The sequence below is a fragment of the Ruegeria sp. BC5 genome (genome assembly GCF_056539205.1).
Map to the genome: position 1 here is coordinate 150,870 of NZ_JBQFUN010000007.1, position 18,342 is coordinate 169,211.

Annotated in this window: 18 protein-coding genes; 13 read left to right on the forward strand and 5 right to left on the reverse strand. The window is 59.1% G+C overall.

Going from position 1 to position 18,342, the window contains the following annotated elements; genetic code table 11:
- The first annotated feature begins 9 nt into the window (after positions 1-9).
- The gene (locus tag ACR0LY_RS15915) at positions 10-981 is read left to right on the forward strand and encodes a LysR family transcriptional regulator (RefSeq protein ID WP_170350904.1); all 972 of its coding nucleotides are present in this window, start codon (positions 10-12) and stop codon (positions 979-981) included.
- On the opposite strand, the gene ACR0LY_RS15920 is transcribed toward ACR0LY_RS15915, so the two are convergent.
- Positions 978-2,003: a LacI family DNA-binding transcriptional regulator gene (locus ACR0LY_RS15920; protein WP_170350905.1), complete on the reverse strand. Its 1,026-nt coding sequence runs from the start codon at positions 2,001-2,003 to the stop codon at positions 978-980. The genes ACR0LY_RS15915 and ACR0LY_RS15920 overlap by 4 nt on opposite strands.
- Positions 2,004-2,141: 138 nt before the next feature.
- Here ACR0LY_RS15920 and ACR0LY_RS15925 point away from each other — a divergent pair, with 138 nt between their 5' ends.
- From ACR0LY_RS15925 to ACR0LY_RS15975, 11 genes are all read left to right on the forward strand, one after another.
- Positions 2,142-2,327, forward strand: coding sequence for a hypothetical protein (locus ACR0LY_RS15925; RefSeq protein WP_170350906.1), 186 nt, complete (start codon positions 2,142-2,144; stop codon positions 2,325-2,327).
- Between the two features lie 25 nt (positions 2,328-2,352).
- A complete protein-coding gene (locus ACR0LY_RS15930; RefSeq protein WP_170350907.1) occupies positions 2,353-3,498 on the forward strand; it encodes a TRAP transporter substrate-binding protein in 1,146 nt (381 codons plus the stop codon).
- Between the two features lie 111 nt (positions 3,499-3,609).
- Complete coding sequence (locus tag ACR0LY_RS15935) at positions 3,610-4,122, forward strand: TRAP transporter small permease (RefSeq protein WP_170350908.1); 513 nt, start codon at positions 3,610-3,612, stop codon at positions 4,120-4,122.
- 11 nt (positions 4,123-4,133) lie between these two features.
- Positions 4,134-5,462 (forward strand): TRAP transporter large permease, encoded by a 1,329-nt coding sequence (locus ACR0LY_RS15940; protein ID WP_170350909.1) that lies wholly within the window; start codon positions 4,134-4,136, stop codon positions 5,460-5,462.
- 12 nt (positions 5,463-5,474) lie between these two features.
- Positions 5,475-6,782, forward strand: coding sequence for a histidinol dehydrogenase (hisD, locus tag ACR0LY_RS15945; protein WP_170350910.1), 1,308 nt, complete (start codon positions 5,475-5,477; stop codon positions 6,780-6,782).
- Positions 6,775-7,536 (forward strand): SDR family NAD(P)-dependent oxidoreductase, encoded by a 762-nt coding sequence (locus ACR0LY_RS15950; RefSeq protein WP_170350911.1) that lies wholly within the window; start codon positions 6,775-6,777, stop codon positions 7,534-7,536. The genes hisD and ACR0LY_RS15950 overlap by 8 nt, the downstream gene beginning before the upstream one ends.
- Positions 7,533-8,513 (forward strand): alcohol dehydrogenase catalytic domain-containing protein, encoded by a 981-nt coding sequence (locus ACR0LY_RS15955; protein ID WP_170350912.1) that lies wholly within the window; start codon positions 7,533-7,535, stop codon positions 8,511-8,513. The genes ACR0LY_RS15950 and ACR0LY_RS15955 overlap by 4 nt, the downstream gene beginning before the upstream one ends.
- A gap of 23 nt (positions 8,514-8,536) precedes the next feature.
- The gene (locus ACR0LY_RS15960; protein ID WP_170350913.1) at positions 8,537-8,947 is read left to right on the forward strand and encodes a universal stress protein; all 411 of its coding nucleotides are present in this window, start codon (positions 8,537-8,539) and stop codon (positions 8,945-8,947) included.
- A gap of 48 nt (positions 8,948-8,995) precedes the next feature.
- Positions 8,996-9,502: a sulfopyruvate decarboxylase subunit alpha gene (comD, locus tag ACR0LY_RS15965; RefSeq protein ID WP_170350914.1), complete on the forward strand. Its 507-nt coding sequence runs from the start codon at positions 8,996-8,998 to the stop codon at positions 9,500-9,502.
- The gene (gene comE / locus ACR0LY_RS15970) at positions 9,499-10,053 is read left to right on the forward strand and encodes a sulfopyruvate decarboxylase subunit beta (protein ID WP_170350915.1); all 555 of its coding nucleotides are present in this window, start codon (positions 9,499-9,501) and stop codon (positions 10,051-10,053) included. Before comD ends, comE begins: the two co-directional genes overlap by 4 nt.
- Positions 10,053-11,153, forward strand: coding sequence for an alpha-hydroxy acid oxidase (locus ACR0LY_RS15975; protein ID WP_170350952.1), 1,101 nt, complete (start codon positions 10,053-10,055; stop codon positions 11,151-11,153). The genes comE and ACR0LY_RS15975 overlap by 1 nt, the downstream gene beginning before the upstream one ends.
- A gap of 9 nt (positions 11,154-11,162) precedes the next feature.
- Here the strand turns inward: ACR0LY_RS15975 and ACR0LY_RS15980 are convergent, their stop codons facing one another.
- The 4 genes from ACR0LY_RS15980 to ACR0LY_RS15995 are packed head-to-tail and all read right to left on the reverse strand — an operon-like array spanning position 11,163 to position 16,700.
- Complete coding sequence (locus tag ACR0LY_RS15980) at positions 11,163-11,903, reverse strand: maleate cis-trans isomerase family protein (protein WP_170350916.1); 741 nt, start codon at positions 11,901-11,903, stop codon at positions 11,163-11,165.
- Positions 11,900-12,982, reverse strand: coding sequence for a pyridoxal phosphate-dependent aminotransferase (locus ACR0LY_RS15985; RefSeq protein ID WP_170350917.1), 1,083 nt, complete (start codon positions 12,980-12,982; stop codon positions 11,900-11,902). The genes ACR0LY_RS15980 and ACR0LY_RS15985 overlap by 4 nt, the downstream gene beginning before the upstream one ends.
- The gene (locus ACR0LY_RS15990) at positions 12,979-14,628 is read right to left on the reverse strand and encodes a hydantoinase B/oxoprolinase family protein (protein WP_170350918.1); all 1,650 of its coding nucleotides are present in this window, start codon (positions 14,626-14,628) and stop codon (positions 12,979-12,981) included. The genes ACR0LY_RS15985 and ACR0LY_RS15990 overlap by 4 nt, the downstream gene beginning before the upstream one ends.
- Positions 14,625-16,700: a hydantoinase/oxoprolinase family protein gene (locus ACR0LY_RS15995; protein ID WP_254440247.1), complete on the reverse strand. Its 2,076-nt coding sequence runs from the start codon at positions 16,698-16,700 to the stop codon at positions 14,625-14,627. Before ACR0LY_RS15995 ends, ACR0LY_RS15990 begins: the two co-directional genes overlap by 4 nt.
- A 330-nt stretch (positions 16,701-17,030) precedes the next feature.
- Here ACR0LY_RS15995 and ACR0LY_RS16000 point away from each other — a divergent pair, with 330 nt between their 5' ends.
- Positions 17,031-18,329 carry a hypothetical protein gene (locus ACR0LY_RS16000; RefSeq protein WP_170350920.1) on the forward strand — a complete coding sequence of 433 codons (1,299 nt, stop codon included), beginning with the start codon at positions 17,031-17,033 and terminating at the stop codon, positions 18,327-18,329.
- Positions 18,330-18,342: the final 13 nt, after the last annotated feature.

The window sequence follows — 18,342 nt, forward strand, 5'->3', positions numbered from 1 at the left end:
GTGTTTGCGGTGTCGAAATCTCTGAGCCTTCGTTGGCTGGAAGTCTTCCGGCTGGTGGCCAAATCAGGGTCGATCCAACAGGTCGCATCCGAGACGGGGCTGTCGATCAGCACCGTCTCGAACCACCTGCGTAGCCTTGAGGGCGCGCTGGGCGTCGATCTGGTCGATCACGGGCGTCGCCCAATGGGTCTGACTCCTGCGGGTGAGGTTTTTGCGCGATATGTTCGCGATGGGCTGACTGTGCTGAAACGGGGCGAGGCTGAAATCCGATCCGGCAACTGGCAGCATGCAACAGACCTGCGGCTGGCCCTGATCGACGATTTCGACAATCAGATCGCGCCTGATTTATTCCGCTTTCTGGCTCAGGCCCTGCCGCGATGCAGTTTCCGCCATTATACGCGCCCTAGTCACGAGATCATCGCCAACCTGCAAGAGCATAAACTGGACGCTGGCGTCGCGACGCGGCCTTCGGAACGGACGGAAGGGCTGATCGAATACCCGCTGATGCGCGATCCGTTTATTGTGATCCTGCCCATTGGATATCAGGGTACACCCGAAGATCTGCTTACGCCTGATGCAGAGTTGCCTCTGCTGCGCTATTCACGCGACCTTATGATCGGCAAACAGATCGAGATTCAGCTGACCCGCAGCAAATACAACCTGCCCAACCGGTTCGAATTGGAATGCAATCACTCGATCATCGGGCTGGTTGCCGAGGGTAGCGGCTGGGCAATTACGACCGCCGCCTGTTTCCATCGCGCTCAGAGGTTCCACGACAGTCTTAGGGCGATCCCGTTTCCGGGGCGGAACTTTGTGCGCACCGTGTCGCTGTTCACAACCGAGGTGTATCCCGAAACAACCTCGAAACTTATCCAAAAGGTAATGGCTACGCTGATACGGCAGCATTTCACCGACCCCATGAGTGCGAGCCATGCCTGGCTAAAAGACGATTTCCGCACCATGGAGGCCGAAGCCGCCTAGCTGTCAGCAGGCGGCCCGAGGGATTGGCCCTCTACGATATGTGTGTCTAGCCGCTTACCGCTGCCACCTGCCTGGTTTTCAAGCATTCCGATCAGCTCTGATGCGGCCCTGCGGCCCATTTCCCGGTGCGGGACGTGTACGGTTGTCAGGCGGGGCGTGACAATCCGGGCCAGCTCGATATCGTCAAATCCGGTGATGGAGACATCCCCGGGCACATTCAATCCCATTTCCTGCGCCCGATGCAGGGCGCCCACGGCTAAAACATCGTTGCCGCACAGGATCGCGGTGGGCGGCATATCCTTCGTCATCAAGCCCGAGAAGGCCGCGGCCCCGTTTTCAATCTCATAAGGGGTTTCGATGATAGTCAGGTCTGACAAGGTCAGATCATTCTGTCTGACCGCATCCTGTACACCTTCGATCCGCAGGCGGGCGCGATCATTGCCTGCGCTGATGCCTGAAATCACGCCGATCCTTCTGTGGCCCAAACCGATCACACGGTTTGCCAGTTCGGCCATTGCCGCACGGTTGTCAAAGCCGATACAGGGAAGCTGCCCATCGGGCAGGTATGACCAAGCGACCAAAGTTGGAATTTTCCATCGCTCAAGGTTTTCGTAAATCTGCGGTTTGCGATCATGTCCGATCAACAGCAAGCCGTCCGCGCCACGCGCGACCAGCGTTCGGATCTGCTCTTCCTCGATCTCCGGCTTGTAGGCCGAACTTGAGACCAGCAGCGTATATCCGTGCTGGTGCAATTCTTCCTGAAACGCCTGCAGGCCACGGGCGAAGATGGCGTTCTCCATCGTCGGAATAATCGCACCAATCGTCGAGGACCGCTTGGCTGCCATCACGCGCGCAGCAAAGTTTGGCACGTAACCCAGCGCGTCTACAGCTGACTGAACACGCTGGCGCGTCGCCTTGACCACCTGATCTGGGTTGTTGAGGCAACGTGATACGGTTGCGGTCGAAACGCCAGCCAGTTTGGCCACATCATCCAATGTTGGCGCCGATCCAAGTTTCGACATTTTCAAATCCGCCATTCACTTTTGCCAATAAGTCTAAACTTAACCGGGTCGCAAGGAAAGCCGTTATGTAAGCGCTTGCATTTTTCATGTAAGCGCTTACAAATGAGGCCGGACCGATTCCAAAGGGAGTCCTGAGAAATGTTTCTGACCGCATCCATCATCGTGTTCGTCATCTATTTTGCGAACGTTGCCATGGGGGCATTTGCGGGCAGCGCGTTTCTTGGGGACGTAGGAGAGATGTTGGTCCTGTTCGCGGCGTCGATCCTGTTCGTTGTCGCAATTCTGAAAAGGGAAGCTGACCGCGACGCAGAAAGCGACGGCTGACTTTTTTTGCTTGGGAGGGCAATTAATGAACAACGACAAAAAAGAACTGGCCTCTGCAGAGCGCCGCAATTTCCTGAAGCTCAGCGCTAGCGGTGCATTCACTGCTGCACTCGTGGCCGGAGCAGGCGGCGTGTTGTGGTCATCCGAAGCGGCAGCGCAAACCGCAAAAGAGGAAAAAGAGCGTGAAAACGCTGCGGATCATGTGATGACGATCGCCACGGCCTATGTGCTGGGCGCGTCGCGCAGCTATCCGATCATGCAGCTGGATCTGAAGGAAAACATCCAGAATGCCACCAACGGCAAAGTTTATGTGAAACTGGCGCCGGGTGGTCAGTTGGGTGCAGGCGGTTCGCTGGTGCAGAAAGTGCAAGGTGGCACCATTCAGGCCGCGCAACATTCGCTGTCGAACTTTGCGCCTTTCGCGTCCACCGTTGACCTGATTAACATGCCGTATCTGTGCGGCTCGAACCAGCGTTTCACCAACCTGGTGCATTCCGAAACTTGGAAGAATGAGGTCCATCCCAAGGTCGAGGCCGCCGGGTTCAAGGCGCTGTTCTATGTGGTGATCGACCCGCGTGTCGTTGCGGTGCGTCAGGGCGGGAACCCCATTGTCACACCAGCAGATATGAGCGGCGTGAAGTTCCGCGTGCCGGGCTCAAAAATGCTGCAACAATACTACCGGATGGTTGGCGCGAACCCGACGCCGGTGGCCTGGGGTGAAACACCTTCGGCAATCAAACAAGGCGTGGCCGATGCGCTCGATCCGTCGGTCGGCGCGCTTTATGTCTTTGGGTTTAAAGACATTCTCAGCAACGTGACCTTCACGCAGGCGGTGCCGGACAGTCAGGTTTATTCCTGTAACCTGGAATGGTTCAACTCGATGCCTGCGGATGTGCAGGAAGGCATCATGTGGGGGGCGGAAATGACCAGCCACCAGAACCTGTCCAAAGTACCCTCGGCCCGCGCCTTTGCCATGGCTGAACTGAACAAGGCCGGTGTGCAATTCCAGTCGCTGACAGATGATCAGTTGGCCGAGTGGAAAGATGTCGGTGGCTATCAGCGGTCGGAATGGGATCCGTTCAAGACCGAGTTGGCCGGATCAATGGACAATTTTGAAAAGCTGGTCGAAGCGGCCGGAACGCAGGGCAAATACTACGTCCACGACGCGTAATACCAAGCCGACGGGCGCAGCCAACGTGCCCGCTATCATCCTTAGCAGTCAGGCCGAAACCGGCCCGTAACAGAAGGCCAACGCCTGACTGCTCTTTTGTCGAGGGATACGATGACCGTTCTTCAAAACATAGACCGCAACGCCGAACGCTGGCTGCTGCTGGTGTTCTACGTGATGCTGGTGATTACGATGGCCATCGAGGTTCTGCGACGAGAGATTTTCGCGTTTTCCTCGATCTGGGGTGAGGAAATCGTTCGCTATTCCTTCATTTATCTTGCGTGGATCGGGGCTGCGGCTGCGGTCCGGGAACGCGCCCATATCCGCATCGACGTAATCATGCATTACTTGCCGCAACGACCCAAAGCGCTGTTGTATATATTCGGCGACCTGGTGATGTTCGTCGTGGCGATCATTGCACTTTACTGGTCGTTCGAGGCGGTCCACGTTTCGGCCAAGTTTGGCTCGGTGACGGACGGGCTGCGAGTGTCCAAGGTGTGGTTCCTGATGGCGGTGCCCACCGGATTCGCGCTGATGATCTGGCGTCTGATCCAATCCTTCCTGCGTGATTTGAAATCCCTTCGTGACGGCACGCCCGTTTTCGAAGGCGACAAGCTGTTTGACTGAGGAGAAACAGAATGCTCTGGAATTCCCTCAATCAAACCGTTGAGCTGGGCTGGGATTTTTATCTGCCTGTAATCTTGTTCGTGGGCCTGATCGCGCTTGCGGTTCCGGTATGGGCCGCAATTGGTACGGCTGCGATTGTCATGCTGATTATGTCGGGCGACCTGCCGCTCAGCCTTGTTGGCGAAAGCCTGTTCACCGGCATCGACGCTTTTGCGCTGACCGCCGTGCCGCTGTTTATCCTGACCGGCGACGTGCTGGTGCGCACTGGGCTATCGCGCAAGTTTCTGGATGTAGCCGAGGCGCTGACCTGTTTCGCCAAGGGCGGTTTCGGATCCGCCACCGTTTTGGTCTGCGGCATGTTCGCGGCCATTTCCGGCTCGGACGCGGCGGGGGCTGCCGCAGTGGGCCGCATGACCATCAACCGGCTGGTCGAAAGTGGTTATCCGCGCCCCTATGCCTGCGCGCTGGTGGCCGCCGGTGCCTGTACTGGTATACTGATCCCGCCGTCCATCGCCTATATCATCATCGGCCTTGTGTTGGGAATTTCCGCCTCGACCCTGTTCTTGGCGGCGTTGATCCCCGGTTTGGCCATTCTGGTGTCGATTCTGGTCACCAACATCATCATGAATCGCCTCTATGCCTATGAGGGCGGCGGCATGATGACCATGGGCGAATGGCTGGCCAATCTAGGCAAAGCGCTGAAATCCGGCTGGTACGCCTTTATCGTGCCAGGCATTATCTTTTACGGTATCTTCTCGGGGCGTCTGACTCCGACGGAGGCCGGCGCCACCGCCGTTGTTGTCACTATCATCATGGGCTTTATCCTGCGTACGCTGACGCTGGCCGATTTCCCCTCAATGCTGGTCAGTTCCGCCAAGGTGAACGGCGTTATCCTGCCCATCATCGCTTTCTCTGCCCCCTTAGCCGAGGCGCTGGCGATCATGGGTGTGCCGCAGGGTTTCGTGGCCTCGATCACATCGTTGACCGATGACCCCTATCTGTTGATCCTGCTGATGATCGGCATCCTGATCGCCGCTGGCTGCGTCATGGAAACGACACCGAATATCGTCATCCTTGCCCCCATCCTCAAGCCGTTGGCGGACAATATCGGCATGAACGAAATTCAGTTCTGTATCATGATGATCACCGCGTTGGGTGTGGGTTTCATTACCCCGCCTCTGGGCCTGAACCTGTTTGTCGTATCTGGCATTACAGGCGAGTCCATTCTGAAGATTGCCGCGCGTGCTGTGCCTTTCGTATTAACGATGCTGATCGTGGTACTGCTGATTGCGTATGTCCCGGCGGTGTCGACCACTTTGCTACCTGAAATCTACCAATAGGACTTGCTGACTATGCCTCGTGACTATCTGAAAAAGGCGACGCTGACCCCTGAATCTCATGCGTCCGAAGTGCATGAAACGGTCAAGACCATCCTTGCCGATATCGAGGCAGGTGGCGACGCCAAGGCCATGGAATATGCCGCCAAGTTCGACAAATTCGACGGCAATGTCCTGATGACTCAGGACGAGATTGACGCCGCCATCGCGCTGGTGCCGGAAAAACTGAAGGCTGACATCCGATTTGCCCATGATAACGTGCGCCGCTTTGCGGAAACGCAAAAGGCAACCGTGTCCGATGTTCAGATGGAGATCGTGCCGGGTTTCGTCGCTGGCCAAAAGGCGATCCCGGTGGATGCGGCGGGATGCTATGTGCCTGGTGGCCGGTACAGCCATATCGCCAGCGCGATCATGACGGTCACGACGGCCAAGGTTGCCGGGTGCCGCCATATCACGGCCTGTTCCCCTCCACGCCCTGGTGCAGGGGTGGCCCCGGCGATAGTTTATGCGGCGCATATCTGTGGTGCTGACAGCATTCTGGCCATGGGCGGCGTGCAGGGTGTGGCCGCGATGACCTATGGCCTGTTCGGATTGCCGCGCGCCAATATCCTTGTTGGCCCTGGCAATCAGTTTGTCGCCGAAGCGAAACGTATCCTTTACGGCAAGGTCGGCATCGACATGATCGCAGGGCCTACTGACAGCCTGATCCTTGCCGACAGTTCATCCGATGCGCATGTGGTTGCGACCGATTTGGTCTCTCAGGCTGAACACGGCTACAACTCGCCGGTTTGGCTGGTCACTGATGATCGTGCCCTGGCCGAAAAAGTGATGGAGTTGGTGCCAACGCTTATTGAAGACTTGCCGGAACTGAACCGAGAAAACGCCTCGGCCGCGTGGCGTGACTATGCCGAGGTGATCGTTTGTTCGGATCGTGAAGAAATGGCGGCCTGTTCTGACGAATACGCGCCCGAGCATTTGACCGTTCAGGCCGAAGATCTGGATTGGTGGCTGAATCGGCTGACCTGCTATGGCTCGTTGTTTCTGGGTGAGGAAACGACGGTTTCTTACGGCGATAAGGCGACCGGAACCAACCATGTGCTGCCGACATCGGGTGCCGCCAGTTATACCGGCGGTCTGAGTGTTCACAAGTACATGAAAATCGTCACCTGGCAGAGGGCCACGCGCGAAGGTTCAAAGCCCATTGCTGTGGCAACTGCCCGGATTTCCCGCCTGGAAGGGATGGAGGGGCACGCCCGGGCGGCAGATGTTCGTCTGGCCAAGTATTTTCCTGATGAACAGTTTGACCTGACGTCAGATGGATGACCCCCGATCTCTCTTTGATCTGACGGGGCAGGTGGCCTGCGTGACCGGGGCCAGTTCGGGGCTTGGTCGCCGGGTGGCGGTTGTTCTGGCTGCTGCCGGTGCTCAGGTGGTTGGCGTGGCCCGCCGGGCCGAGGCATTGTCAGATTTGAAACGCGAAATCGGTGAGCGTGCCGAAACCGTGGTTGCCGATGTGGCCGATCGGTCGGTGACAGGGGCGTTGGTGGAACAGATAGGCTCGAAATTCGGATCGCCGGACATTGTTATTCACGCGGCCGGGGTAAACACGCGTGAAGCAGCGGATGATGTCACCGCTGAAGGTTGGGATGCCACGCTCGCGCTGAACCTCAGCGCGCCGTTTTTCCTGAGCCAGGCGATGGTGCCTGCCATGAAGAAACGCGGTTGGGGACGGATTGTGAATTTCGCCTCGCTGCAAACCACACGGGCTTTTCCGGGGGGTATTGCTTATGGTGCAACCAAGGCCGGGATCGGGCAACTAACGCGCGCCATGGCCGAGGCTTGGTCGCCGCACGGGATCACCGCCAACGCCATCGGGCCGGGGTTCTTCCCGACCGAACTGACCCAAGCCGTGTTCGATGATCCCGAACGTGCCGCTCGCAACGCGGCTCAGACTTGTACCCAGCGCAACGGGCGGGTTGAGGATATCGACGGGCCGATCCTGTTTTTGTGCTCGAAAGCCTCGGATTACGTCACCGGGCAGGTGCTGATGGTTGACGGAGGGTTTACGGCGAAATGAAAGCTCTAGTCTATGAAGGTGTAGAACAAGTGGCCTTTCGGGATGTCCCGGATGCTGCGCCGCGGGAAGCCGAACATCTTATCCGGATCGAGGCCGCTGGCATCTGCGGATCGGACATGCACGCCTATCTGGGCCACGATGCACGCCGCCCGGCACCCTTGATCCTTGGGCACGAGGCCGCAGGCACGATTGTAGGCGGCCCACGCGATGGCGCGCGCGTCACCATCAACCCGCTGGTGAGTTGTAGCAAGTGCAGCGCGTGCAAGTCGGGGCGCGAGAACCTGTGCGCCGACCGTCAGATCATTTCAATGCCACCGCGTGAAGGGGCCTTTGCCCAATATGTCGCCATGCCCGCCAGCAATCTGGTCGAAGTACCGGCACATGTGAGCTTTGCAATGGCTGCGCTGGCCGAGCCTCTGGCGGTCAGTTGGCACGCGGTCCGGCTGGGCCTAGAGGCGCTGCATCCCACGATGGATCGCAAAGCGTTGGTGATTGGCGGCGGCGCCATCGGTGTGGCCGCAGCGCTGGCATTGTCTGCGATGGATGTTGATGATGTGGTTATCGTCGAACCCAGCGACGGACGGCGCGCATATTTGCAGAGCACTGGTGCGTTCAACGTGGTCAAAGAGACGATGCAAGACTTCCCCCTTGTGATCGACGCGGTCGGCTTTGCTGCCACTAGGTCCATGGCCTCAACGATGGTTCAGCCGGGCGGGGTAATTGCCCATGTCGGGTTGGGCGAAGACGCCGGTGGGCTGGATATACGCCGCATGACCTTGCAGGAAATCACTTTTATCGGCACCTATACATATACGGCCGAGGATTTCCGGCAAACCGCGCAGGCCATTTTTGATGGCCGATTGGGTGGTTTGGATTGGGTTGAAGAACGGGCCCTGTCTGAAGGCGCCGAGGCGTTTCGTGACTTGCGCAATGGGGTCGTTGCGGCACCGAAAATCATCCTCATGCCGTGGGCATAGGCCCGGAAGAAACGGAGGGATTCATGTACAAGAAAATTCTGGTTCCAATGGCGTTGGATCACGATATTTCGCAACACACGCTAGAGGTCGCCCGCGCGCTGACCGCCGAGGGTGGCGAGATCGTCGCGCTGCACGTCTATGAGATGCCACAGGGTTCGGTCAGTGCCTATCTGGACAAAGAGATGGTCGCGGAAGGCTTTCGGGCCGCTGCCAGAGTATTGAAAGAAAAGACTGAGGATCTTGAGGGCATCCAGCCCGAGATCGTCAAGGGCCACACCGCCCGGAGCATCATTGACTACGCCAACAGCAATAATTTTGACTGCATCGTCATCGGTTCGCACAAGCCGGGCCTCAGCGACTATTTTCTGGGATCGACCGCGTCGCGCGTTGTCCGTCATGCCGGATGTGCGGTGCATGTGCATCGTGGCATCTGAACCATCAATCGCGCCCCGGGCGCCCCAAACAGGACTGACAGACCGGAAATGAACATAGACAAGAAGATCACTGACGATCTGGTGGCGAACGATATTTCGTTTGTAACCACCGTCCCGTGTAAGCAGCTTGCTGGCGTGATCGAGGAGATCGACGCGCGGGAAGAGATTTTCCACATCCCGTCAAACAAGGAAGACGAAGGGATGGGCCTGTGCGCAGGCGCGTGGATGGGCGGTAAGCGCCCGGCCATCATCATGCAGAACACGGCGATTGGAGTGACCATCAACACGCTGGCAACGCTGATCCAGTATTATCGCATGCCGCTGCCTATGCTAATATCGTATCGTGGAGAGCTGCGCGAGCCCGTGGCCTGCCAGGTCGAGATGGCTGTGCACACCAAAGCCTTGCTGGCGCAGATGAACATCCCGACCTACCACTTTCACCATCAGGCGGATGTCGAGGAACTGGATGCAATCCTGAAATACACCTTCATGTGCAACAAGCCGGTCGCAATCCTGACCGATGCCAATTTCTGGGGAGGCTACGGCGACCAATGATCCGTTCTGAGATTCTGAAAGAAATCGCCCCGATCCTGCGTGATCAACTGGTTGTCTGCAACATCGGTATCCCCAGCCAGGAACTGCACGCAATCGATGATCAGCCGACCAATTTTTATATGCTGGGCACGATGGGGCTGGCCTCATCCATCGGTCTTGGGCTGTCGCTGTCGCAGCCGAAGCCGGTGATCGTGATTGACGGGGATGGTTCGATCCTGACCAATCTCGGCACGCTGCCGACCATCGCCAACAACGTGGCCGATAACTATATCCTGCTGATCGTCGACAATGGCTCTTATGGCTCAACCGGGGATCAACCGACCTATGCGGGGCAAAAAACATCTCTGGCGAAAATGGCCGAGGCCGCCGGGTGCGAACGTGTGATCGAATGCCAGGCCGAAGATACAGGCCGTGTGCTGCAAGAGGCGCTGGATGCCAAACAGATGACCATCATTGTCAGCAAATGCGAAAGCGGGAATGCCAAGATGCCTGTCATCACAATGGATCCGGTAGTCATCCGTGACCGCTTTATGAAGGCCGTTCAGGCTTGATCCCAAGCAACGCGATCCACAGCGCAGAAGACGCTCGCCGCATTTCGCGGCGGCGTCTGCCGTGGATGGTATTCGACTACATTGACGGCGCGGCGGGGCTTGGAACCGGCGCGGCCCGCAACCGTGCCGCCCTGGACGCTATGACAATACGCCCGCGGGTGTTGCGGGACGTCAGCGAACGGTCTCTGGCGACCGAAGTCTTCGGCCAGCCCACACAACGCCCCTTCGGCATCGCGCCAATGGGCATGTGTAACCTGTCCGCACCCGGGGCTGATCTGATGCTGGCCCGTCTGGCCGCGCGGTATTCCGTGCCGTTGGGTGTGTCCACGGTCGCTTCGACGTCGATGGAGGAGATTGTTGTCGAAGCCGAAGGCAACGCCTGGTTCCAGCTTTATTTCAGCGGCGACGGCTCGGGCACGTTCAAGCTGGTCGATCGCGCCCGCGCTGCAGGTTACGAGACGCTGGTGCTGACCGTGGATGTTCCCGAGGTCGGGCGGCGCCCACGTGAGCTGCGCCATGGGTTCAAGATGCCCTTTCGGATCGGCCCACGCCAATTCGTGGACTTTGCCCTGCATCCGAAGTGGTCCCTTTCAACCCTGATGGCAGGTAAACCTCAGATGGCGAACTTTCTGACTGAGGGTTACGAGTTCGACCGCACCGAAAGCCGCGCAAAGGCAACATGGGAGACGCTGGCCCGTCTGCGCGATCAATGGGAGGGCAAGCTGGTCGTCAAAGGGGTGCTGGACCCCGAGGACGCGCTGGCCGTGAAAGCAGCGGGCGCTGATGCCCTTCAGGTCTCAAGCCATGGCGCGCGGCAGCTGGACAGCGCCCCGGCAGCGATTGAAGCGCTGCGAGAGATACGCTCCGCTGTGGGCGACGAATACCCGTTGTTCTATGACAGCGGGTTGCAGTCCGGTGAGGACGCCATAAAGGCCATATCCGCGGGTGCGGATTATGTGTTCTTTGGCCGCATCCTGCAATTTGCCATGGCCGCCGCAGGCGAGGCGGGCCTGCAGCAGCTTTGGGATGTGTTGAGCGAAGAATTCAGCATCACCATGGCCCAAATCGGAGTGACATCCGTTGGTGAACTGAAGGATTGACCGCTCGGATCACCTTTCGCGTTCCAATAGCTGTCCGTACCCGGGGATGGGTTCATCGATATTCAACAGTTGCAACGCCTGAAACAGCATCGCCTGGTTCGAGCTGATCACCGGTTTCCCAACCGCGTCTTCCAGCCGGGCTATGACCTCGACGCTGCGCATGTCGGTGCAGGACAGAACCAGCGCGTCGGCCTCGGGGTGATCAGCCCCGCGGCCCAGTTCGAATACGGCATCCGGCTCTAACGCCCCCTGGCCTTCATTGCCAAGCGGTTCAGACACTTCCGAGCGTTGGATCGAGTCCACCCCCAGCTTGCCCAGAAAAGCAATCGCCATGTCGTTGATCGCCGGAACATAGGGCGAGGCGAAACCGATACGCTTGGCCCCCAAGGTGGACAACGCATGCACCAACGCCCCCGCTGCGGTCACCGTCTTGGCCCCGCTATCGGCGCTGATCCGGTTGGCCAGATCTCGGTCGAACTCGGGGCCATGAGTCAGCGTGGCCGAGGTGCATCCATAAAAGACAACGTCCGGCTTGGTTCCCATCAACAGGCGCAAAGGCTCATCCAAGTCGGCGGCCCCTAGATCGTGCATCTGGGATTCGTCGGGAATTTCGTCCTCGTCATACCCACCCAATCGGGCTACGTGTAGTGAAACGCCTGCAGGGGACATCAGGGCCAGGTCAGGCTCAAAATTGGTGTTGGTGAAGGGCACCAGCAGGCCGAACCGGGCCCGCCCTCTGGACGCTGTCATATCTGTCCCTCCTGTTTCCATTGCGTCAGGGTTTCTATCGCTTTGACCATCGCCGCCTGCGGACCGACGGTCATGCGCAGGGTATGAGGCAGGCCCGCGCCGCCTTGCGGGCGCAGGAATACGCCCTCGGACCGCAACCTTTGATCCGCGCTTGCTGCGGCTTCGGTGCTGCCCATGTTGAGCAGCACAAAGTTGGTGAAACTGGGATAAGGCGCGAACCCGGCCTGTTTCAACTGGGCCGTTGCCTGATCCCGCAAGCTTGCGGTGATCGCGCAGGTTTCGCGCATATAGGCATCGTCCCGCACGGCTGCCGCGGCAGCTATTTGGGCGCTGGCCGGGACGTTGTTCGGGTTCATCACTTTACGCAACTCGCTGGCGATGGCAGGTGGGAACAGACCCCACCCGACGCGAAACCCCGCCATGCCGTATGCTTTTGAAAACGTGCGTAAAACGACCGTATTGCCGCCCTGAACCAGATCGAAAAACCGCTCGCCTAGGTGATCAGAAAATTCGCCATACGCTTCATCGATCACCAACAGGATGTCAGGCCGCAGGCCCTGACGCAGGCGGACAAGTTCGGCTTTCGGAATGCGCGTGCCGGTCGGGTTGCCGGGGTTTGCGACAAAGACGATCCCGGTATCCGGTTGGACCGCGGCAAGCATGGCGTCGACACTGACGACGGCATCTACTTCGGCGGCAGGGTCGAACCGCGCGTTTGTCACCTGCGCCGCCGTTTGAAAGAACGGATAGGCATGGGCGGGCGCCAGCACCGCCCGGTCTGGCCCTGCGAACACGCGCGCAAGGCAACCGATCAGGTCGAGCGATCCGTTGCCGCACAAAATACCATCGGGATCTATTCCGTGCAGTTCGGCCAGTGCGTGCCGCAGGTCCGTCCAGTCCGGATCGGGATAGAGCATCGAGCTGCCCAACGCCTGCGCTGCCGCCTCGGTCGCCTTGGGGCTGGGCGGGCGCAGGCTTTCATTTTGCGACAGCGAGATCAGGGTTTTGCCCTCGGGCGCGTCAAGGTTGGCCAGCGCATAGGGGGACATGCACGCAATATGCGGGTGCGGTTGGGTCATGTTTGCCTCCGATACTGGGTTTGGGCCATCGCCTCGCTGACAAGACCCGCGCGGACGTCGCTTTGCACCGCCTCCTCCGGGCGTTCCTCGGGCAGGCCAAAGCCACCCCCACCCGGAGTTTCAAAGATCAGCGTTTCACCGGCCTTGATCCGAACCTCACCTTTGCCCGGCAGTTGGCGGTTTTCCGGCATCACGGTGATGCGACCGGGCGCGCCGTCCAACCCACCTTCTCGGCCGTTGGCAGGGTTCTTGATCCGCTCGACCGACAGGAACAGCATCAAATCCTGATCCTTGGACGCGCTGAGTTCGATATGCTGCCCCAGACCGCCGCGCAGACGCCCGGCGCCACCGGAATCGGGCCGCAGTTCACGACGGTGAAACAGCACAGGGGCAACCGCCTCGGTGGTTTCGACCTGACTGCCCCAAACGCCGCTGGGAAAGGCCGTGGCCGACAGACCGTCCAGCCCGGGGCGTGCGCCTGTGCCGCCATTGAACACTAATTCCAACGCGAACTGGTTATCGCCCCGGTCGATCGCTTCAGGCGCGTGGCGCAGGGGCAGATCGTACATGCATGATGCCCCCTCGGCCGGAACCTTTTCAGGCAGGGCCTGCGACAGGCAGCCATAGACCAGGTCGGGGGTCATCTGCCCCAACGTATGCCGCATCGCCACCGGTGCCGGAGGTTGCGCGTTCAGGATACAACCCTCGGGGCCCGTCACCCGAAACGGATCGAGCGAACCCGCATTGTTCGGGATATCCGCCCCGATGATGCAACGCAGGGCAAAGACGGAATAGGCGGTTGCATAGTTCAGTGGCACGTTGATCCCTTTACCCACACAGGCCGCTGTGCCATCGAAGTCCAGCAACAGGTGATCATCGGCGATGGTCAGCGCTGCGTGCAGTTCAATCTCTTCGTCGTAACCATCTACTTTCAGCACGTGTTGCCATGTGCCCTTGGGCAGGCCGGCGATAGCATCTAGCGTGCCGCGACGTGACGTTTCGATGATGTAATCGGACAGCGCGCTCAGTTCGGTGATGCCAAATTCCTGCATCATCTGAACCAGCCTTGTTGACCCGGCCTCGCAACAGGCGATCAGGGCATAAATGTCGCCCTCGTTGGCTATGGGCTCGCGAGAGTTGGCTTTGACGATCTCAAGCACCAGCGCGTTGACCTCGCCTTGGCTGACCAGTTTGCAGGGGGGGATCAGCAGCCCTTCGTCATAGATATCCGACCCTTCCGGCCCCATGCCCAACCCGCCGAGATCGACCAGATGCGAGGTGCAGGCTGTATAGCCGATAACAGTGTCGCCGAAGAACACGGGCATCATCAGCAAAAAGTCGTTCAGGTGACCCGAGGCAATCCAAGGATCGTTGGTCATATAGATGTCGCCGGGTTTCATATCGGTCTGGGCAAATCTGGCGCGCAGGGTTTTGACCGCCTCGGCCATGGTGTTGATATGTCCGGGCGTGCCGGTGACAGCTTGTGCCAGCATCCGGCCCTGCATGTCGAATATCCCGGCCGAGATATCGCCGCATTCGCGCACAATGGGGCTGAAGGCCGCGCGGATCAGCGCCTGACCCTGTTCCTCGACCACGGCCAGAAGTCGGTTCCACATCACTTGCAGGCGTGTATTTGATTGGATCATCCCTGTGCCTCCTCTTGCCGCGTCAACCAGATATTGCCCTGGCCATCCACGGTTGCGCTGAAATCTGCGCTAACAAATGTGGTCGTTTGTGCCTCGACAATCAGCGCCGGACCGCTGAGCGCGGCTCCGGACGTCAGGTCGGTGCGGTTGTAGACGTCTGCAGAGCGCCATTCTCCGTTGATGTCGCACAGGATCTGGCGCTGTTCGGTGGTTTCAGCCTGTTGATGGACCGGGTTATCGGGATAAGGTTCATGCGCAGGTGCGGGCGATGAAACAGACAGCCCCCAGTTCAGAATCTCGATGGTCATGCCGGGCACGATCCGGCTGAATTGTCGGCTGTATTCCGTCTCAAACGCTTGCCTCAGCGCGTCGAGGTCCGAGGCGGCCATAGCCCGATCCGGCAGGCGGATTTCGATCTCATGCCCTTGCCCGTGATATCGCATATAGGCGATCCGGCGTTGCAGCAATTCGCCGTCGGGCGCACCGGTGCGGACAACCTGTTCCGCTTCGGCCTGCATACCATCGAAGAACCGGTTCAATCCGTCGATATCCAAGCTGTCCAACCGGGCATAGCGTGACCGGATGACCTCGTACGAAACCGGCGCGAACAGAAACCCAACAGCCGAGCCGACGCCGGGATCACGTGGGATCAGAACGCGCCGCATCTGGGCGCGACGGGCCACACGGGTGGCGTGCAGTGGACCGTTGCCGCCAAACGCGATCATAAGCCGATTGCCAAGGTCCTTGCCGGATTCGACCGCATGCATACGACCTGCGCTGGCCATGCTTTCGTCGACAATCTCACTGACCGCAAAGGCGGCCTGATCGGGGCTCAAACCCAACGGCTCGCCGACATCCTTCGCCATCGCCTGTTGTGCTGCGGTCTGATCGATCTGCAGACGTCCTTCGGCAAAATGCCCAGGCTCGATCAAGCCCAGCGTCAGATCGGAATCGGTGACCGTGGGGTTTTCCCCACCCTTTCCAAAGGCTGCCGGGCCGGGGTCTGATCCCGCGCTATGGGGGCCAACCTGAATGCGGCCCAGGCGGTCTACACTGGCGATAGAACCGCCCCCGGCACCGATCTCGATCATCTCGATCACCGGTATCCGGACCGGCATACCCGACCCCTTGATAAAGCGTTCAGCCCGCGAGATTTCGAATTTGCGCGCGGTCTGAGGGCGGTACTCGTCGATCAGGCACAGCTTGGCCGTGGTGCCGCCCATGTCAAAGGACAGCACGTCCGCCTCTCCAGTGGCCTCGGCGATGCGGGCGGCGAGAACGGCGCCACCGGCGGGGCCGGATTCGACCAGACGGATCGGTAGCCGGGCAGCGGTGTCGAGCGTGGTCATGCCGCCGCCTGCCGTCATCATCAGGATCGGGCAGGTTAACCCCATCTGCCGAAAGCGCGCCTCAAAATCCTGCAGATATCCGGCCATGAGCGGCTGCACGTAGGCATTGGCAATGGTGGTACACAGCCGGTCGAACTCGCGCGCTTCGGGGCTGACCTCGTGGCTGAGTGAGATGACCAAATCGGGCATATGCAGCGCCAGCAGATCGCGCAGGGCCAGTTCGTGTGCAGGGTTGGCATAGGCGTGCAGCAGGCAGATGGCGACGGCCTCGACCTCAAGCGCCGTCAGTTCGTCCACCAAAGGCGCGATGGCCGCAGCGTCCAACGGTTCCAGTTCCTGCCCGTTGACGTCCATGCGCCCACCGATGGTCAGCGAATGGGTACGCGGCACGATCAGGTCGGGTTTGACCAGATCAATCGCATATTGGCTGTAGCGCCGTTCATAAGCGATTTCGAGGATATCCCGGAACCCTCGCGTGGTTATGGTGGCGGTCGCGGCCCCGCGCCGTTCGATCAACGCATTGGTGGCCAGCGTGGTGCCATGAATGAAACCGGTTACCCGATGCCAATCGGCACCAGCGGCTTCAAGCACATGCGTGGCACCCGCAACGGCACCAAGGGCAGGGCGATGTGGAGTGGTGGGAGTTTTGGTGGTTGCCACCACCTGCGATGCGCTGTTCAGCAGGACGGTATCAGTAAACGTACCGCCGATATCGATTGCCATGCGCAATCCATCTGGTTGGATCATTTGGGTATCAGCCTGAAAAGGTGGAACAAACCCGAAGCCGGGTCAGATGATAACGGTCTGTCCCCGCGGGTTAGACGACCAGATCGCACCCGGTGTCGCGACGCATCATCGGTTGTCGAAGGGTGGCTGTCACAGCTTCGGTTCCTTATCCTCTGATGCCTAGAACATTGAGTGAGGAATGCCCCATCCGTCAACAAATCTTTCGGCCCCCATGAATTTGGTTCCATTCCAATATTGTGATATGACGTAGGGTAAGGTGCATCTTATTCTCAAGTATTCCTAAATTTCATCTCAGGGGGGGAAGTTATGAAATTCAGCCATACTACACGCAGTGTTCTGATCGGTGCGGGCCTGATACTGGCAGGTCTGTCGCCTGCATTGTCGCAGGACCGCGAGGAAAGCCAGGGCATGGTGCTGCTGCGCGGGCTGCCGACGCTGGATACGAGTCACAGTATCGCAATCATTGAGCTGGACCCGGAGTCGGATCGGTTCGGAGAAATCCTCAGCGAGGTTGAACAGCCTGAGATGGAGCATCCCTTGCACCATCTGTATTACAGCCCGAATGGCAGGCTCTATGCCACGGGGCTTGATCCCTCGTGCAGCCTGGCCGAGGTCGGGTTGGCCCGCGATGCGGGCGGTGCGCCGGTAATTTCGGGCTTTACCTGTCTGGATACGCAGGGACAGATGGTGGGTGAAGACATCATGTGGGCCAATTCGAACGGTCAGGAATACATGTTCGTGACCTTCATGGGCGGAACCGGCGGCGATGATGGCGGTTCGGTGGGCGTTTTTGATCCACAGACGAATGAGGTCGTAAAAGTGATCGAAGCCCGCAAAAGCCAGGTGGGCGAAGGCGCGCCCTATATCATGTATCCGCATGGTATCTCGGCTTTTGAGGACCGCATGGTCGTGACCTCGACCGTGCATCCGGATCTGGCCACCGGTGTTGGCAACATGTTGACGATCATTGATCTGAACGCGCTGGAGCCCATTGAAAACATCGTGGTTGAGAAAGAAAAGCCGCTGGACTTTCCGTCCTCTCCGGTCGAGGTGCTGTTTGCCCGCCCGGGCATCCATCCAGATATCGAACCGGCCATTCTGGCCAATACGATGTTCGGGTTCGAGACGTGGAAAGTACCTTATGACGCCAGTTCCAAGAGTTTTGGTGAGGCCGAAGTGATCTATAGCGGTGTTGCCAATGAAACGGCTGTACCTCTGGAATTCTACGGCACCGAGGATGAGCTGTTCATCTCGCATGCCCTGCCGGGTGTGGTGAAACGCTATGAATTGGCCGCGTTGCCCGAGCTGGTGCCCAGCGGGCCGGATATCGTCGCCGATCCGGGGGCGCATCATATGATCTTTTTCACCTCGGCTTCGGGGCGCGATTTGATTGCCGTTCAGAACAATCTGCTGAATCTGGGCAACGGGGCTGAAGATGATCCGACCGATGTGGATTTCATCGCCGATCTGGCCAGCCATACGATCTCGGTTCATGATCTGGAGACCGGAGAGCGTCTGGCCACGATTGATTTCAAAGAGCGTTACAACAAGGGAGTGGATAACCTCGAAGGACTGTTCGGCTCGGGGTTTGTTCACCACCACTGACGGCCGTTGGGGG

Excerpts from the sequence above, each read along its gene's own strand:
- comD (WP_170350914.1), top strand. The coding sequence starts at position 8,996 with ATGAACATAGACAAGAAGATCACTGACGATCTGGTGGCGAACGATATT.
- ACR0LY_RS15935 (WP_170350908.1), top strand. The coding sequence starts at position 3,610 with ATGACCGTTCTTCAAAACATAGACCGCAACGCCGAACGCTGGCTGCTG.
- ACR0LY_RS15950 (WP_170350911.1), top strand. The coding sequence starts at position 6,775 with ATGGATGACCCCCGATCTCTCTTTGATCTGACGGGGCAGGTGGCCTGC.
- ACR0LY_RS15980 (WP_170350916.1), bottom strand. The coding sequence starts at position 11,903 with ATGACAGCGTCCAGAGGGCGGGCCCGGTTCGGCCTGCTGGTGCCCTTC.
- comE (WP_170350915.1), top strand. The coding sequence starts at position 9,499 with ATGATCCGTTCTGAGATTCTGAAAGAAATCGCCCCGATCCTGCGTGAT.
- ACR0LY_RS15960 (WP_170350913.1), top strand. The coding sequence starts at position 8,537 with ATGTACAAGAAAATTCTGGTTCCAATGGCGTTGGATCACGATATTTCG.
- ACR0LY_RS15940 (WP_170350909.1), top strand. The coding sequence starts at position 4,134 with ATGCTCTGGAATTCCCTCAATCAAACCGTTGAGCTGGGCTGGGATTTT.
- ACR0LY_RS16000 (WP_170350920.1), top strand. The coding sequence starts at position 17,031 with ATGAAATTCAGCCATACTACACGCAGTGTTCTGATCGGTGCGGGCCTG.
- ACR0LY_RS15995 (WP_254440247.1), bottom strand. The coding sequence starts at position 16,700 with ATGGCAATCGATATCGGCGGTACGTTTACTGATACCGTCCTGCTGAAC.
- ACR0LY_RS15930 (WP_170350907.1), top strand. The coding sequence starts at position 2,353 with ATGAACAACGACAAAAAAGAACTGGCCTCTGCAGAGCGCCGCAATTTC.
- ACR0LY_RS15990 (WP_170350918.1), bottom strand. The coding sequence starts at position 14,628 with ATGATCCAATCAAATACACGCCTGCAAGTGATGTGGAACCGACTTCTG.
- ACR0LY_RS15955 (WP_170350912.1), top strand. The coding sequence starts at position 7,533 with ATGAAAGCTCTAGTCTATGAAGGTGTAGAACAAGTGGCCTTTCGGGAT.
- ACR0LY_RS15985 (WP_170350917.1), bottom strand. The coding sequence starts at position 12,982 with ATGACCCAACCGCACCCGCATATTGCGTGCATGTCCCCCTATGCGCTG.
- ACR0LY_RS15925 (WP_170350906.1), top strand. The coding sequence starts at position 2,142 with ATGTTTCTGACCGCATCCATCATCGTGTTCGTCATCTATTTTGCGAAC.
- ACR0LY_RS15920 (WP_170350905.1), bottom strand. The coding sequence starts at position 2,003 with ATGTCGAAACTTGGATCGGCGCCAACATTGGATGATGTGGCCAAACTG.
- hisD (WP_170350910.1), top strand. The coding sequence starts at position 5,475 with ATGCCTCGTGACTATCTGAAAAAGGCGACGCTGACCCCTGAATCTCAT.